The organism is Streptomyces viridochromogenes DSM 40736, from assembly GCF_000158955.1.
Lineage (GTDB): Bacteria > Actinomycetota > Actinomycetes > Streptomycetales > Streptomycetaceae > Streptomyces > Streptomyces venetus.
Map to the genome: position 1 here is coordinate 3,835,849 of NZ_GG657757.1, position 15,245 is coordinate 3,851,093.

Here is a 15,245-nt window from a genome sequence, read left to right on the forward strand (position 1 = left end):
TAGGTGAACCAAGGCCATCACGTCGAACATTTTTACCTCCCTTTGACCCGACGGTCACTTGTCGTGTTCACGTGACAGTGCCCACGATGAGCGCCGGGCTGATCCCTGGGAGGGCGCACATGAACGGTCTCGACTGGGCCGTGCTCATCGGCTACTTCGCCGTGATGGTCGCGATCGGCGTCTGGTCGCACAAACGCGTGGACAACGTCAGCGACTTCTTCACCGCCGGCGGCAAGATGCCGTGGTGGCTCTCCGGCATCTCCCACCACATGTCGGGCTACAGCGCGGTGATGTTCACCGGGTACGCGGGCATCGCCTACACCTACGGCGTCACGTCCTTCGTCACCTGGTCCTTCCCGATCGCCCTCGGCATCGCCATCGGGTCGAAGTTATTCGCGCCGCGCATCAACCGCCTGCGCTCACGCCTCCATGTGGCCTCCCCGCTGGAGTACCTGAAGAACCGTTACGACCTGAAGACGCAGCAGGCGCTGGCCTGGTCCGGCATGCTGCTGAAGATCGTGGACGTCGGCGCGAAGTGGGCTGCGATCGCCACGCTGCTGTCGGTCTTCACCGGGATCTCCCTGAACCAGGGCATCCTCATCACCGGCGCCATCACGGCGGTCTACTGCACCATCGGCGGCCTGTGGGCCGACGCGCTGACCGAACTGGGCCAGTTCATCATCCAGTTGCTGGCCGGCGTCGCCATGTTCATCGCCGTCGCCGTACGGCTCGACAACCACGGAGGCTTCTTCGGCGTCTGGGACTCCCCCGAACTCCAGGGCCACGAGAAACCGCTGGTCGGCCCGTACGGCACGGTGTTCCTGCTCGCCTTCCTCTTCATCAAGCTCTTCGAGTACAACGGCGGCATGCTCAACCAGGCCCAGCGCTACATGGCCACGCGCAACGCGTACCAGGCCGAGCGGTCGGCGAGGCTGTCGGCGATCCTGTGGCTGGTCTGGCCGCTGGTGCTGTTCTTCCCGATGTGGATGTCACCGCTGCTGGTCGAGTCCCAGAAGCCCGACGGCTCCGACTCCTACGCCCTGATGACCGAACAGCTCCTCCCACACGGCCTGCTGGGCCTGGTCATCGTCGGCTTCTTCTCCCACACGATGGCCATGTGCTCCTCGGACGCCAACGCCATCGCGGCGGTGTTCACCCGGGACTGCGCGCCGGTGATCTGGGCCAGGGCACGAACCTGGTCCCAGGGCCAGGGCCTGCGGGTGGCCCGGATCGCGACCGTCGTCTTCCTCGGCCTGTCGATGGCGGCGGCCACCCAGGTCAACTCCCCGGCGTTCAAGGACATCATCACGGTCGTCATCAAGTGGGTGGCCGGCCTGATGGGCCCGATGGCGATCCCGATGATGCTGGGCCTGCTGCGGACGTTCCGCCGGTCCGGTCCGACGGCGGCCCTCGTCAGCTGGTCGATGGGCCTGCTCGCCTTCTGGCTGGTGAACTACCCGATCAACTGGAACGTCGAGGGCGGCGTGCCGCTCCAGTACCAGGTGTCGGTGCCGCTGGCGGTGTCCCTCGTCCTCTACGTCCTCGTCGGCTACATCAAGCCGGAGGACACCCCCGAGCGGCTGGCCCTCATCGAGAAGATCAACACCGACGGGGACGGAGCAGCGGCGGCCGCGATCCCGACACCGGCCGGTCCGGCGGACGGGGCGGTGCGGACGACCCTCAAGGAGTGATCACGAGGTTCTGCTGTCAGGCACGGGGATAGCGGGCGAGCCACCCGGGCGACGATCCGCCGGGCCCGTGCAGGGCGGGCCCCTGGGTCATCTCCATGGCGAAGTCGTCGGCCAGCTCCAGCATCGTGGGACGGCCCTCCAGCTCGGCCAGCCAGGCCGGGGGGAGGGCCGTCTCGCCGTGCAGGGCACCGAGCAGGCCGCCCGTCAGCGCACCGGTGGCGGCGGACGGGCCGTCGTGGTTGACCGCGAGACACAGCCCGTGCCGGACGTCGGCGGCGACGAGGGCGCAGTACACGGCGGCGCCGACGAGGCTCTCCGCCGTACCGGCCCCGCACAGCTCGCTCACACGCTCGGGTCCGGGCATGCCCTGCCGTACGGCACCCAGCGCGTGCTGGAGCGCCTCCGACACGGGCTGGTGCCCGGGCCGGGCGGCGAGCAGCGCGAACGCCCGCTGCACGGCCCCGTCGAGACTCTCGCCGAGCGCCAGCGCGTGCACGATCACGGCGTACGCACCGGCCGCGAGACAGGCGGTGGGGTGCCCGTGGGTCTGTGCCGCGCACTCCACCGCGAGCTGGGCGACGAGCTGCGGCTCCCACCCCACGAGCAGCCCGAAGGGAGCGGACCGGGCAGCGGCCTCGGGCCCGAGCTCGCCGGGGTTCTTCGGCGCCTCGGGGGTTCCCATGGTCTCGTCACCGAGCCCGAGCAGCAGCGCCCCGCTGGGGTCCCGCCGCGCGTACAGCCACTCCTCCCGGGCGAGCCAGCCGTCGTCCTTGCGCCGCATGTCGGGCCCCCAGTCGCGCTGGGTGGCGGCCCAGCGGAGGTACGCCCGGTGCACGTCGGTGGGCGGATGCCAGGCGCCGGTGTCGCGCCGCACCTGCGCCCGTATCAGCCCGTCGACGGAGAACAGGCTGAGCTGGGTGAGATGCGTCACGGCCCCGCGTCTGCCGTAGGCGGGGGCGAGATCCACGAGCCCCTCCCCGCCGTGTGCCTCCCGTATCGCGTCGATCCCCAGCCCGTCGACGGGCGCGCCGAGCGCGTCGCCGACGGCGACACCGAGCAACGTCCCGCGCACCCGGCTACGAAAGTCCTGCTGCTCCGTACGCCCCCAGACGGCGCCGGCAGTCGCACCCACCTCGACCTCCCAGGGACCGTCCATTCGTACGATGCCCAGCACTGTAATCGAATGGGGGCGGGGGGCTCCCTTCACGTCCGTCGCAGCCCTGCCTCTGCCTCTGCGGCCTCTCGGACGGCCCGGATCTCGGCGATGGCTTCAGAGGGGTCTTCCTCGCCCAGGTCCACGATCCGCTCCAGTTCGCGAAGGCGCTCGGCTCGCGCGGGGTGGCGCTCGATGGCGACGAAAACGGCCCAGGAGTGGATGAACGCACGCAGGGGCGCCAGGCTCTGGGTCTGCTGGGCGTTGGTCGTGGCCTCGAAGAGGTGCTGGGTGAGCACCGGCAGCCGGCTGGGGGCGACCCGGGCGACGGCATCACGCAATGCGTTCGGAGTCAGGTCAGGGACCGCATGGCCCGTTCCCGGCATCCTCAGGCCGCCGTCGGTTCGATGGTGCGGCAGTCGCGGCAGCGGCCGGGCTCCGAGGCCCGAAAGGCTCGGTCGCAGCCGTCGCAGGTCTGGAGGGGGTGCGGGCGCGGTGCGGGTTCGGGACGGGGCGGCGCCTCGGGGAGCGGCGGCGGGAGGAGGCTGGTCAGGCGGTGGGCCAGGAAGGCCGCCGGGTGGTGGATCGGGGTCTGGGGGAGGCCGGACGTCAAGGTGCGTGCCACGGCCGTGGCGGGGACGCCGCGCTCCAGCCAGGCCGAGACCGCCGGAGCCAGACGGTGTACGTCGCGTTCGCTGAGGAGGAGGCGGGAGTCCAGGGCTCGCAGGCCGGTGAGGAGGTCGGCGGCGGTTCCGCGCGACGGCGATGGCGCGGGTTCCTTCCGGGGTGCGGCGGATACGAGGCGGCGGTCCGGGGTCGCCGTCTGAGGCTTGTTGTACGACACCGTGCGGGTTACGACTCGGCCCGATTGAAGACGCTCCCTGGGGCGCGCGAGGTAACCGTGTGCCTCCAGCTCCCGCAGGGCCGCCGCGACGCGGATCTCACCCTCGGGGAACTTCGCCGCCAGCGCCTTGATGCCGACCGGCGTTCCGGCGGGCAGCGACTGGATGTGGACGGCCAGGCCGATGGCCGTCAGGGACAGGTCCGGGTGCTGGGCGAGGTGGTTGCCGACGACGGTGAAGTGGTCGTCGTGGCGTTCCGTCACGTGCTGGACACCGGAAGTGCCGGACTGCGCGCGTGCGGGCGCGCTAGGGTGCTGGTCAGTCATCGGGAAGGGTCTCGCTTCCTTGGTGATCAGGCCCTCGCAGTGGGATGGCAGTCCCGGCGGGGGCCGTATTCGTTTGTGGGCTTGTCTGCGCTGACGCTGCACCATCGACTGCCCTCCATGCCAGCCGAGTTGGTGATGTTCACCCCTGCGGGTGAGCTGCGGGGGCGGTGGGGGCGGGTTGGTTCTTTCCCCGGTTCTTTGGTCTTTGGCGTCGTGAACGGCCGGGTCATGACGGGCCGCGATCCGGCCCCAGGACCAGCTCTGCCCACACCGTCTTCGCGCCGGCCGGGGCCTCCGTCACCCCCCAGCACTCCGCGTACGCCTCGACGATGCGCAGGCCCCTGCCTCCCTCCGCGTCCTGCTCCCCCGGGTCCGGGAGTCGCGGGACCCGGTCGCCCCGGGCGTCCGTGACCTCGATACGGAGCGTGCGGTCGGCGTGCAGCTTCAGGCGCAGCCGGAAGTCCCTGCCCAGGATGCGGCCGTGTCGTACGGCGTTGGACGCCAGCTCCGCCACGACCTGCGCGGCAGTTTCGTACGGCTCGCCCCACGCGTCGAGTTGGCGTTCGGTCAGCAGGCGGGCCAGTCGAGCACCTCTTCGAGTAGCGGACAGCTGCACAGCGAAGTGCCGGGTGTGGAGCGGGATTCGGGTGGGGGATTTCTGACTCATGTCACCCAGCGTGGTCGTTCGTCCCTACCCTGAACAGCAATGACCTCGGTACGGAGGGTGACTGTCCGACTGCGTGGCGGGGTCGTACGGCTGGTACGTCAGGAGGGGAAGGCATGGAGGACGAGGAAGCTGCGGCCGTGCTCAGGGCCGTCGGGCGGCAGATCAAGATGTGGCGTGAGGCCGCCGGGTTGAAGCAGGCGGAGTTGGGGTCGGCCATCGGGTACGGGGAGGAGATGGTCTCGTCCGTCGAGCGGGCGCGACGGGTCCCCAAGCCGGACTTCCTCGACAAGGCCGATGAGGTGCTCGGCGCCGGCGGGAAGCTCTCCGCGATGAAGGAGGATGTGGAGAAGGCTCGGTATCCGAAAACCGTCCGCGACCTGACCAAGTTGGAGGACCAGGCGGTCGAGCTGGGGGCCTACTCCGCCCTGCACATCCATGGACTGCTGCAGACCCCTGACTACGCCCAGGCGTTGTACGAGATGCGGCGTCCCGCTTACACCGAGGACGAGATCGAGCGTCATGTGGCCGCACGCATGGCACGGAAGGCCGTCTTCGATCGGGTGCCGCGGCCTGTCATCACCTTTGTCCAGGAAGAGATGACGTTGCGGCGGCCACTCGGAGGCAGGATGGTGATGCGTCGCCAGCTCGAACACCTCCTGAAGGTAGCCGAGTTGCGGCATGTCGAGATCCAGGTGCTGCCTATGAACAGGGAGGACCACGCGGCCGTGATGGGCTCGTTCCGGCTGTTGAAGCTCCAGGGCGGCAAGGCGCTCGGTCACACGGAGAGCCAGCTGTACGACCGGGTGATCAGCGAGCCGAAGGACGTGCAGGTCCTCGATACGCGCTATGGCATGATCCGGGCGCAAGCCCTCTCGCCCCGCGAGTCGTTGGCCTTCATCGAAAAAGTGCTGGGAGACGAGACATGACCACCACTCCGCTGACGTGGTTCAAGAGCAGCTACAGCGGCAACGACGGCCCCGATTGCCTTGAGGCCGCCATATCCCCCACCCCTCATCCCACCGTCCACATCCGCGACTCCAAGAACAGGACCGGCTCCCGTCTGGCCTTCACCGACAGCGCCTGGTCCCAGTTCCTGGAGTTCGCGACGGGTCGCTAACCGACCCGCTGCATCGCCTTGCGGTGGCGTTCCGCCATCGCGGCCCCGGACTCGCGGCGGGCCATCCTGCGCAGGACGGACGGGGCGAGGAGCAGACCGGCGACCGTCCACGCACCCAGTGCGCCCGCTGTCTCCAGGTGCTGCCAGGACGCACCGATCTCGGCGGCTACCGCGTCGGCCGGCAGCAGCGCGGACCGGAGGCCGAGGCCGACCCAGTACACGGGGAAGATCTGCCCGACGGTCCGCAGCCACTCGGGCAGTTCCGACAGGGGGAAGTAGATCCCGGAGATCACGACGAGTCCCATCACCGGGAGCATCAGCAGCCCGATGGTGCGTGGACTGCTGACGAGTGAGCCGATGACGGCGCCGATCGGCAGGGTCGCCAGGAGTCCCAGCGGGATCACCCACACCAGCGTCAGCAACGCTCCGCCGCCCTGCCGGGCGACGCCGTCCACCAGGAACATGCCGACGGCGAAGGGGAGTGCCATGGAGGCCAAGGCCGTCCCCGAGACCATGATGATCTTGCCGACCAGGTGACCGACCATGCCGTGCGGCACCGCTTTGGCCCGCAGGAGTGTGCCGTCCTCGCGCTCGGTCGCGAGCAGTTGCGCCGTGGTCATCATCCCGGTGAACGCGAGCGTCATGCCCAGCATGCTCGGCAGCATGAACGCGCCGGTCGAGATGCCGGCGCCCTTCAGCGGATCGTCCTTGAGCAGGAACAGCGGCACCATGAGCAGCACGGTCCAGAGCACGTACCCGAACACGTCCTGGCCGGTGGTGAAGGTCTGCCGGAGTTCCGTCCAGCCGCGCCGGAGTCCTGCTCCCGCCGCGTGCCACACCGGGCTCATCGCGCTGCCTCCAGCTCTCGCACCATCGTCAGGTAGGTGTCCTCCAGGCTCGCCCGGCGCACCTCGAGTCCGCCGACCGCGTCTCCGTGCTCCTCGAACAGCCGGCGGACGAACGCGGTGGGCTCCGCGGTCGCCTCCTCGAAGGGGCGTCCGTCCAGCGTCCAGCGCACCGTGGCCTCGGCCGACGCCTGGCGGGACAGTTCGTCGGCCGAGCCGTCGGCCACGATCCGGCCACCGGCGAGAATGAGGATCCGGTCGGCGAGCTTCTCCGCCTCGGCGAGGTCGTGGGTGGTCATCAGCACTGTCGTGTTCTCGTCGGCGAGCCCGCGTACCAGGCCGTGGAACTCGTTCCTGGCCTCCGGGTCCAGACCCGCCGTCGGCTCGTCCAGGAACAGCAGCTCGGGTCGGCCCACGATGCCGATGGCCACGTCGAGGCGCCTGCGCTGCCCGCCGGAGAGAGTCGCCACTCGCTTGTCCGCCTGCTCGGTCAGCCCTACCGCGGCGAGGAGCTCGCCGACGTCCCACGGGCGCGGCATATGGGCGGTGGAGTACGGCACGTAGTACGAGCCGAGATGGGCCAGCAGTTCGCGCACCCGCCACTTGCCGTGGTCCCGCCAGGACTGCAACACGATGCCCAGCCGCGCACGCCAGTGTTCGTCCCCGCGGGCCGGATCGGTGCCGAGGACGGTCACGTCCCCGTCCGAGCGCATCCGGAAGCCTTCCAGGACCTCGATCGTGGTCGTCTTGCCGGCGCCGTTCGGGCCGAGCAGCACGAGGACCTCGCCGCGCCGGGCCGTGAAGCCGACGCCCTTCAGCACGTCCTGGCTGCGGTAGCGCATCCGCAGGTCGCGTACGTCGATGACCGTGTCGCCGTCCTGCGGCGGGCTGGTCCTCGCCCCGGATAAGGCGTGAGTGGTTGTCAACGTTGTTCCCCCGTCTGGCGGCTGCCGTGAGCCCCTCCTGTGGCGAACACATTACCGAAGGGCTCAGGGCTCCGATGGTTCCAGAAACGCCACGAGCCGCCCCACCGACTGGGGCGGCTCCGACGAGCTGAACGTCAACCGGTCATGCGTGGCGGTGCGAGCGCCGGTTGCCGGTGACGGCGCGGTAGAGGGCGAGCAGGATCAGGGAGCCGACGATCGCGGCTATCCAGGTGGAGACTTCGAAGAACCCGTCGATGGAGTCGACGCCGAAGATGACCTTGCCGAGCCAGCCGCCGAGCAGCCCACCGGCGACACCGATGAGCATGGTGATGATGATGCCCCCCGGGTCCTTGCCCGGCATCAGAGCCTTGGCGATCGCTCCCGCGAGCAGCCCGATGATGATCCAAGCAATGATGCCCATAACGCCTCTCCACTCCGTCATATAAGGATTTTGTTAGTTCTTCGAGTGCACCGAATCTCCCCCTACAAACGTCCTCTTCGCGGTCGTCACTGTCGCTCGATGGTCACGGGGTACACCGGAGGGCCACACGCGGGGAGAATGATCGGCATGGCCACCTCCACAACTCCGCGCGGCAGGCTGTCCCTTGCCGCCATGCTGCTCACCGCCACCATCGCCCTCTACATGGCGCTGGTCGCCTTCGGGAACATCACCGACTTCGGCACCAACCAGCAGTTCGTCCGGCACGTGCTGGCCATGGACACCACGTTCAAGGACGAGGACCTGATGTGGCGGGCCATAACGAGCACGGGACTTCAGGACACCGCCTACGTGCTGATCATCGCGTGGGAGACCGTCGCCGCACTCGTCCTCGTCTACGGGAGCTGGCTGTGGGCCAGGCACGATCAGGCGCGCGCCCGGCAGTTCTCCAGCTACGGGCTGCTGATGGTGATGCTGCTGTTCGGCGCCGGGTTCATCGCGATAGGCGGTGAGTGGTTCTCGATGTGGCAGTCGAAGAGCTGGAACGGGCTGGACGCCGCGACCCGGATCTTCCTGTTCAGCGGAGTCGTGCTGGTCGTCAACCAGCTGTCGGCCCCGCGTACGGAGACGCCCGCCACCTGAACACCGGGTCTACTTGACCACGGCCACGGTCGTGCCGACCGTGCCGAACGCCCACAGTGCCGTGCCGTCCGCCTTCTTCATCCGGACCCCGCCCGTCCTGGCGCCGGAGTCGGCGGGCGGCGGTGAGGCGCCGTCGACCGCGTTGGAGAAGGCGACGGAGACGCCGTCCTTCGCGGCGAAGTACATGATGTGCTCGATCTGGACGCCGTCCGAGCCGGTGGCGGCCGCGTTGCGGGAGGACACCGTGTACGTGCCGGGGTCGGGGCTGACCGTGCCCGGCCACACGGTGAACGTACGGCGCGCGGCCTCGCTCGCGTCGACCAGCCACACCCGCTTGGCACCGAGGGAGTAGACGACGCGCCGGCCGGTGCCGGAGCCGTCGGGCACCTTGGTCGGGGCGGACGCGGTGGGGGTGGGCCGCGCGCCCGCCGGGGCAGAGCTGCTCGGCTTGGCCGATGTGGCGGCGGGGTGCGGGCCCTGGTCCGCCTGCACGGCCAGGACGGTCACCGCGGCTATCGCTCCCACGGTCAGCCCGGTCACCCAGGCCCACGAAGGAAGTCGGGCAGGCACGGGCACGCATCTCCTCAGTCACGGGACCCCGCACGAACCGGGGTTCCGATCATCGTACTGCGCGCCCGCTGCTCTCCTGTGTTCTCCTGGCGGGTTCCCCCGGCGGCTCAGGGGCCGTCGGCGGCGGTCTTCCGGACCGGCACGGGACCGGCACCGGCGCCGTGGGCGGCGCGGCGCGGGGAGCGGACGGGAGCCGGGTAGGCGAGGTGCACGAGGCGGATCTGCTCCTGCCGCATGTGGGTGAGCGATTCGAGGATGTAGCCCACGAGCAGGACGAGCGCCGCGATCGTCATGATCGCGGCGGCGAGGATCGCCGTGGGGACGCGGGGCACGGTGCCGGTGCGGACGAAGTCGGCGATGACGGGGATGCCGAGGACGACCGAGACGAGGGCCAGGACGGCGGCGATCACGGTGTGGACGAGGGAGGGGCGCTCGCGTCTCGCCAGGTCGAGGATGACCCGCAGGATGCGCCAGCCGTCCCGGTAGGTGCGCAGTTTGCTCTCTCCGCCGGCCGGCCGCACCCGGTAGTCCATGGGGATCTCCGCCGTGGGGAGGCGGAGGTGCAGGGCGTGGATCGTCATCTCGGTCTCGGTCTCGAACTCGCGGGCCAGCGCCGGGAAGGACTTCACGAAGCGCCGCGAGAAGACGCGGTAGCCGCTGAGCATGTCGGTCACGTCGTTGCCGAAGAGGGAGCGCACCGCCCCCGTGAGCAGCTTGTTGCCCACCGCGTGTCCGGTCCGGTAGGCCCCGTCGTCCGTGACCCGGCGGGCGCCCACGACCTGGTCGTACGGGCCCTCGAAGAGCAGGTCGACCAGTTCCCGGGCCCGGGAGGCGTCGTAGGTGTCGTCGCCGTCGATGATGAGCAGCGCGTCGGCGTCGACGTCGGCGAAGGCGCGGCGGATGACGTTGCCCTTGCCCTTGCGGAGCTCCTCCCGGACGATCGCGCCCGCCTCACGGGCGACCTCCACCGTGCGGTCGGTGGAGGCGTTGTCGTACACGTAGACGACCGCCTCGGGGAGTGCCGTGCGCAGGTCGCGCACCACCTTGCCGACGGCCGCCTCCTCGTTGTGGCACGGCACGACACACGCGATCGTCGGTTCCACGGCCGCTCCCTCTCGGATCTCGGACCAATTGCTCATACCGTATGAAATAGTGCGATATGAGCGTGGCTGAGCAGCGAGGGCGCGCCGGGTCGTTACTCTCGCCGTGTGCCGGTCCTCGCATCTGTGACGCTGCGTGCGCGTGATGCCGTCAAGGGCATCTGGCGCGAGGCCGCCAAGTTCTCAGTCGTCGGGGCACTGGCCTTCGTCGTGGACAACGGCGGCTACAACCTGCTCGTCTTCGGCCTGCCCGGCGGCACTCGGGGCGGTCCGATGAGCACCTCCCCCGTCCAGGCGTCCGTCCTCGCGACCAGCGCCGCCGCGCTCTTCAGCTGGGCGGGGAACCGCTACTGGACCTACCGCCGTCAGCACCGCGAGAAGGTGACCCGCGAACTCGCCCTGTTCCTCGTGGCGAACGGGGTGGGACTCGCCATCACCGCGGGGACGGTCTTCGCCTCCCGGCACCTGCTCGGGCTCGACTCTCCGCTCAGCGACAACACCGCCCGCATCCTCGGCTGGGTGCTCGCGACGCTGTTCCGCTTCTACGCCTACCGGCGCTACGTCTTCGTCACACCCTGAGCCGCTAATATCCGGCTTATGGGACAAATGGGATGGTTGCCGCGGGTGCAGCGCTGGGTGTGGGCGCTGGCCGCCGTCGCCGCGGTCTGCTGCCTGGGCACGATCCTCGTCTTCGCCCCCGGCTTTCTGAGTCCCGACAGCCTCGAACAGCTCAGGCAGGCCGAGGGCCGGACGCCCCTGACCGACTGGCATCCGCCCGTGCTGAGCCTGGTGTGGCGGGCGCTCATCGCCGTGACCGGCACCTTCGCCTCCATGGCCGTGCTCCAGTCCGTGGTCTTCTGGGGCGCGCTCTGGGTGCTGGCCTGGTGCGTCTGGGAGCTGACCGGGAGCCGCGGCGGTTCGCTCGCCGTGCTCGGGATCGGGCCGATGCCCTTCGTGCTGAACTTCGTCGGGGTGGTGTGGAAGGACGTCCACACCGCGTTCGCGCTGCTCGCCGCGTGCGCCGTCGCGTTCCTCGGGCTGCGGCTGCGGGACACCGACCCGCGTCCCGCCGTGCGGTGGGGCCTGCTCGCGCTGGGCGTGCTGTTCCTCGCGTACGCCATGCTGGTGCGCAAGAACGCCTTCTTCGCCGCGATCCCCGTCTTCATCATGCTCGTCCTGGCGCTGTGGCGCGCTCCCGGACGCCGTACGTGGGTGACGAGCACCGCGGCACTCGTGGCCGCCATCGTCGTACCGGCCGTCGCCATCTCCCTGTTCGCCCGGCCCATCGGGACGAAACAGGGCGCGCAGATCATGCTCGACGACCTGGTCCACGTGCTGACGGTGGACGAGCTCCGCTCGGCGGACGTGTCACCCGGCCTGCGGAACCGGCTCGTGGCCTCGGCGCGGGAGTGCGAGCGGGTCGGGGCCCTGTCGGACGCCTACTGGGCCTGCTACCAGCGCCCCGCCGACGGGCTGCGCGGGGACTCGGGCGAGATCACGTCGCTGTGGCTGCACGAGATGGGCGGGCACGTGCCGGGCTACCTCCAGTACCGGCTGCGGCTCTTCGCGACGCTGCTGTTCGAGACCGACTACGCGTACAAGGCGGGGATCACCCGCAACGACCTGGGCATCGAGGTGGCGCACCCCCGGCTGGAGGACATGCTCGGCACGTACGTGGGCGGCATGGTGACGGACGCGCGGTGGCTGTTCCGCGGCTGGTTCTGGCTCGCCGTCGCCCTGGTGCTGGCCGTCCGCCCGGGCCGGAGCATGTTCGCCATGCCGGTCCGGGCGCTGGGCGTCAGCTCGGCGGCCTACATCCTGGGCTATCTGCCGATCATGCCCGCGACGGACTTCCGCTACGTCTACTGGCCGGCGATCGCCTGCTCCCTGGGCGTGGTCCTGCTGTGGCTGGGCCGGGGCAGGCCCGCGCCACCGCCGAAGGCCCCCGGCGCCACGGCCGACCGTGCCGTGACAGCACATCAGCCGGCGGACGCCGGGGGCCAGTCACCCACACGGTAGGGCGCCAGCCGGTTCGCCCGGCCCGGCGGAGAGCCGGCCCGGAGGAGGCCCCTCGGGCTGGGCCGGTCCGTTGGGCCCCGCCCCGGGACCGGCCGGGCGGAGGCCCATTCCCTCCCGGCCAGGCGGAAGCCCATTCCAGCCCCGGCCGGGCGGAAGCCCATCCCAGTCCCGGCCGGGCGGAAGCCCATTGCAGTCCCGGCCGGGCGGGCGGGAGGGCGCCCGGTCCGGACCGGCCAGGTGACACTGGCCCGGTCAGTCGAGCACCGGCAGCAGCTCCGGCAGATGCCCGTCCGAAGCCTGGGCCGCCTGCTGCCGTTCCTCCGGGACCTCCGCGTAGAGCGTGTTGCGCGGCTTGGCCGGGCGTCCGGCCGCGTCCGCCACCGCGACGAGGTCCTTGACCGACTTGTACGAGCCGTACGACGAGCCCGCCATCCGGGAGATCGTCTCCTCCATGAGCGTGCCGCCGAGGTCGTTCGCGCCGGAGCGCAGCATCTCGGCCGCGCCCTCGGTGCCCAGCTTCACCCAGCTGGTCTGGATGTTGGGGATGTGCGGGTGCAGCAGCAGCCGGGCCATCGCGGTCACCGCGCGGTTGTCCCGCATGGTCGGGCCCGGGCGGGCGATCCCCGCCAGGTACACGGGCGCGTTGGTGTGCACGAACGGCAGCGTCACGAACTCGGTGAAGCCGCCGGTGCGCTGCTGGATGCCCGCGAGGGTGCGCAGGTGCCCGAGCCAGTGGCGGGGCTGGTCCACGTGCCCGTACATCATCGTCGAGCTCGACCGGATGCCCAGCTCGTGCGCCGTCGTGACGACCTCGATCCAGTCCGCCGCGGGCAGCTTGCCCTTGGTCAGGATCCAGCGGACCTCGTCGTCGAGGATCTCGGCCGCCGTGCCGGGGATGGTGTCGAGTCCGGCCTCCTTGGCGGTGGTCAGCCACTCGCGGATCGACATGCCGGTGCGGCTCGCGCCGTTGACGACCTCCATCGGCGAGAAGGCGTGCACGTGCATGCCCGGGACGCGTTCCTTCACCGCCCGCGCGATGTCGAAGTACGCGGTGCCGGGCAGGTCCGGGTGGATGCCGCCCTGCATGCAGACCTCCACCGCGCCCACGTCCCAGGCCTGCTGCGCCCGGTCGGCGACCTGGTCGAGGGAGAGGGTGTAGGCGTCGGCGTCCGTGCGGCGCTGGGCGAAGGCGCAGAAGCGGCAGCCGGTGTAGCAGACGTTGGTGAAGTTGATGTTGCGGGTGACGATGTAGGTGACGTCGTCCCCGACGGCCGACTTCCGTACGTCGTCGGCGACCCGCGCGAGGGCGTCCAGGGCCGGGCCGTCCGCGTGCAGCAGGGCCAGCGCCTCGTCGTCGGTGAGCTTCGTGGGATCGTCGGCCGCCGTGCGCAGGGCCTGCCGTACGTCGGTGTCGATGCGCTCGGGTGTCATGCCCGGGGCGGCGGCCTCGCGCAGGGCGTCCCAGTCGCCGTACACCTCGTCGAAGTCGTCCCGGCGGTCCGAGGTGCGGCCCTCGGTGTCGATGGAGCTGTGCAGGTCGGTGCGGCCGGACGCCGTGAAGACCTCCTCCGGCTCCTGCCACGGCAGGCCCTGCGGCAGGGCGTCGGGGCGGGCCAGGCCGGTCTCCGGGTCGGCCAGCGCGGCCACGTGCGGACGCAGCCGCGGGTCCAGCCAGGGCTCGCCGCGCCGCACGAACTCCGGATACACGCACAGGCGCTCGCGCAGCTCGAAGCCGGCCGCCCGGGACTTCTCGGCGAGCTGCTCGATCTGCGGCCAGGGGCGCTCGGGGTTGACGTGGTCAATGGTCAGCGGGGAGACCCCGCCCCAGTCGTCGATGCCGGCCGCGATCAGCCGCTCGTACTCGTCGTCGACGAGGTTGGGCGGGGCCTGGATGCAACCCGACGGGCCCATGAGGAGGCGGGCGACGGCCACCGTGGCGACCAGTTCGTCCAGTTCCGCGTCCGGCATGCCGCGCATCGCGGTGTCCGGCTTGGCGCGGAAGTTCTGGATGATCAGCTCCTGGATGCCGTGGTAGGCCCGGGTCACCTTCCGCAGCGCGAACAGGGACTCGGCGCGCTCCTCGTAGGTCTCGCCGATACCTATCAGGACGCCCGAGGTGAAGGGGACGGAGGAGCGGCCCGCGTCCTCCAGGACGCGCAGCCGTACGGCGGGCTCCTTGTCGGGAGAGCCGTGGTGCGGGCCGCCCGGCTCGGACCAGAGGCGGGTCGCGGTCGTCTCCAGCATCATGCCCATGCTGGGCGCCACCGGCTTCAGGCGCTGGAAGTCGGTCCAGCTCATGACGCCCGGGTTGAGGTGGGGCAGCAGGCCCGTCTCCTCCAGGATGCGGATGGAGATGGCGCGGACGTAGGCGAGGGTGTCGTCGTAGCCGTGCGCGTCGAGCCACTCGCGCGCCTCGGGCCAGCGGTCCTCGGGCTTGTCGCCGAGGGTGATGAGGGCTTCCTTGCAGCCGAGGGCCGCGCCCTTGCGGGCGATGTCCAGGACCTCGTCCGGGGACATGAACATCCCGTGGCCCTCGCGGCGCAGCTTGCCGGGGACGGTGACGAACGTGCAGTAGTGGCATTTGTCCCGGCACAGCCGCGTCAGGGGGATGAAGACGCTCTTCGAGTACGTGATGACGCCGGGCCGGCCGGCCGCCTCGAGCCCGGCGTCCCGCACCCGGGCGGCCGAGGCCGACAGGTCCTCCAGCTGCTCCCCCCTGGCCTGGAGCAGCACCGCCGCCTCGGCGACGTCGAGCGACACGCCGTCCCTGGCCCGTTTCAGGGCGCGACGCATGGAGTTCTCGGTGGGGCCGGTTCCGGAGGTCGCGGAAGTCGTCATCCTTCGAGCATACGAGTGCGCTGATCAGAGCCGGGGAAGCCCCGTCGGTGGAGACCCGTCATCAGCGGAA

Annotated in this window: 16 protein-coding genes; 6 read left to right on the top strand and 10 right to left on the bottom strand. The window is 70.4% G+C overall.

Annotated features, from left to right (window positions below):
- Window positions 1-119 precede the first annotated feature (119 nt).
- Window positions 120-1,691, top strand: a complete 1,572-nt coding sequence (locus tag SSQG_RS16715; protein ID WP_003990976.1) for a sodium:solute symporter family protein — start codon at window positions 120-122, stop codon at window positions 1,689-1,691.
- Window positions 1,692-1,707: 16 nt separating this feature from the next.
- Here the strand turns inward: SSQG_RS16715 and SSQG_RS16720 are convergent, their stop codons facing one another.
- From SSQG_RS16720 to SSQG_RS16735, 4 genes are all read right to left on the bottom strand, one after another.
- Window positions 1,708-2,823 carry an ADP-ribosylglycohydrolase family protein gene (locus tag SSQG_RS16720; protein ID WP_003990977.1) on the bottom strand — a complete coding sequence of 372 codons (1,116 nt, stop codon included), beginning with the start codon at window positions 2,821-2,823 and terminating at the stop codon, window positions 1,708-1,710.
- 71 nt (window positions 2,824-2,894) lie between these two features.
- Window positions 2,895-3,185, bottom strand: a complete 291-nt coding sequence (locus SSQG_RS16725; protein ID WP_244299156.1) for a hypothetical protein — start codon at window positions 3,183-3,185, stop codon at window positions 2,895-2,897.
- Window positions 3,186-3,232: 47 nt separating this feature from the next.
- On the bottom strand, window positions 3,233-4,012 hold the full coding sequence (locus tag SSQG_RS16730; protein ID WP_039932895.1) for a DNA-binding protein: 780 nt from the start codon (window positions 4,010-4,012) through the stop codon (window positions 3,233-3,235).
- Between the two features lie 226 nt (window positions 4,013-4,238).
- A complete protein-coding gene (locus SSQG_RS16735) occupies window positions 4,239-4,679 on the bottom strand; it encodes an ATP-binding protein (protein WP_003990980.1) in 441 nt (146 codons plus the stop codon).
- Between the two features lie 113 nt (window positions 4,680-4,792).
- Here SSQG_RS16735 and SSQG_RS16740 point away from each other — a divergent pair, with 113 nt between their 5' ends.
- Window positions 4,793-5,605 carry a helix-turn-helix domain-containing protein gene (locus SSQG_RS16740; protein ID WP_003990981.1) on the top strand — a complete coding sequence of 271 codons (813 nt, stop codon included), beginning with the start codon at window positions 4,793-4,795 and terminating at the stop codon, window positions 5,603-5,605.
- A complete protein-coding gene (locus tag SSQG_RS16745; RefSeq protein WP_003990982.1) occupies window positions 5,602-5,796 on the top strand; it encodes a DUF397 domain-containing protein in 195 nt (64 codons plus the stop codon). The genes SSQG_RS16740 and SSQG_RS16745 overlap by 4 nt, the downstream gene beginning before the upstream one ends.
- On the opposite strand, the gene SSQG_RS16750 is transcribed toward SSQG_RS16745, so the two are convergent.
- The 3 genes from SSQG_RS16750 to SSQG_RS16760 all read right to left on the bottom strand — a co-directional run bounded on the left by SSQG_RS16750 (window position 5,793) and on the right by SSQG_RS16760 (window position 7,988).
- On the bottom strand, window positions 5,793-6,644 hold the full coding sequence (locus SSQG_RS16750; RefSeq protein WP_003990983.1) for an ABC transporter permease: 852 nt from the start codon (window positions 6,642-6,644) through the stop codon (window positions 5,793-5,795). The genes SSQG_RS16745 and SSQG_RS16750 overlap by 4 nt on opposite strands.
- Window positions 6,641-7,483, bottom strand: a complete 843-nt coding sequence (locus tag SSQG_RS16755) for an ABC transporter ATP-binding protein (protein ID WP_039932897.1) — start codon at window positions 7,481-7,483, stop codon at window positions 6,641-6,643. Before SSQG_RS16755 ends, SSQG_RS16750 begins: the two co-directional genes overlap by 4 nt.
- A gap of 226 nt (window positions 7,484-7,709) precedes the next feature.
- Complete coding sequence (locus SSQG_RS16760; RefSeq protein ID WP_003990985.1) at window positions 7,710-7,988, bottom strand: GlsB/YeaQ/YmgE family stress response membrane protein; 279 nt, start codon at window positions 7,986-7,988, stop codon at window positions 7,710-7,712.
- A gap of 147 nt (window positions 7,989-8,135) precedes the next feature.
- Here SSQG_RS16760 and SSQG_RS16765 point away from each other — a divergent pair, with 147 nt between their 5' ends.
- The gene (locus tag SSQG_RS16765) at window positions 8,136-8,648 is read left to right on the top strand and encodes a DUF2165 domain-containing protein (protein ID WP_003990986.1); all 513 of its coding nucleotides are present in this window, start codon (window positions 8,136-8,138) and stop codon (window positions 8,646-8,648) included.
- A 9-nt stretch (window positions 8,649-8,657) separates the two neighbouring features.
- Here the strand turns inward: SSQG_RS16765 and SSQG_RS16770 are convergent, their stop codons facing one another.
- Window positions 8,658-9,218, bottom strand: coding sequence for a hypothetical protein (locus SSQG_RS16770; RefSeq protein ID WP_039935135.1), 561 nt, complete (start codon window positions 9,216-9,218; stop codon window positions 8,658-8,660).
- A gap of 107 nt (window positions 9,219-9,325) precedes the next feature.
- A complete protein-coding gene (locus SSQG_RS16775) occupies window positions 9,326-10,321 on the bottom strand; it encodes a glycosyltransferase family 2 protein (RefSeq protein ID WP_003990988.1) in 996 nt (331 codons plus the stop codon).
- Window positions 10,322-10,426: 105 nt separating this feature from the next.
- On the opposite strand from SSQG_RS16775, the gene SSQG_RS16780 reads away from it, so the two are divergent.
- Together SSQG_RS16780 and SSQG_RS16785 are read left to right on the top strand one after the other, a co-directional pair.
- On the top strand, window positions 10,427-10,897 hold the full coding sequence (locus SSQG_RS16780; protein WP_039932900.1) for a GtrA family protein: 471 nt from the start codon (window positions 10,427-10,429) through the stop codon (window positions 10,895-10,897).
- 18 nt (window positions 10,898-10,915) lie between these two features.
- Complete coding sequence (locus tag SSQG_RS16785) at window positions 10,916-12,337, top strand: hypothetical protein (RefSeq protein ID WP_003990990.1); 1,422 nt, start codon at window positions 10,916-10,918, stop codon at window positions 12,335-12,337.
- A 252-nt stretch (window positions 12,338-12,589) separates the two neighbouring features.
- On the opposite strand, the gene SSQG_RS16790 is transcribed toward SSQG_RS16785, so the two are convergent.
- A complete protein-coding gene (locus SSQG_RS16790) occupies window positions 12,590-15,175 on the bottom strand; it encodes a bifunctional FO biosynthesis protein CofGH (protein WP_003990991.1) in 2,586 nt (861 codons plus the stop codon).
- Between the last annotated feature and the right edge of the window lie 70 nt (window positions 15,176-15,245).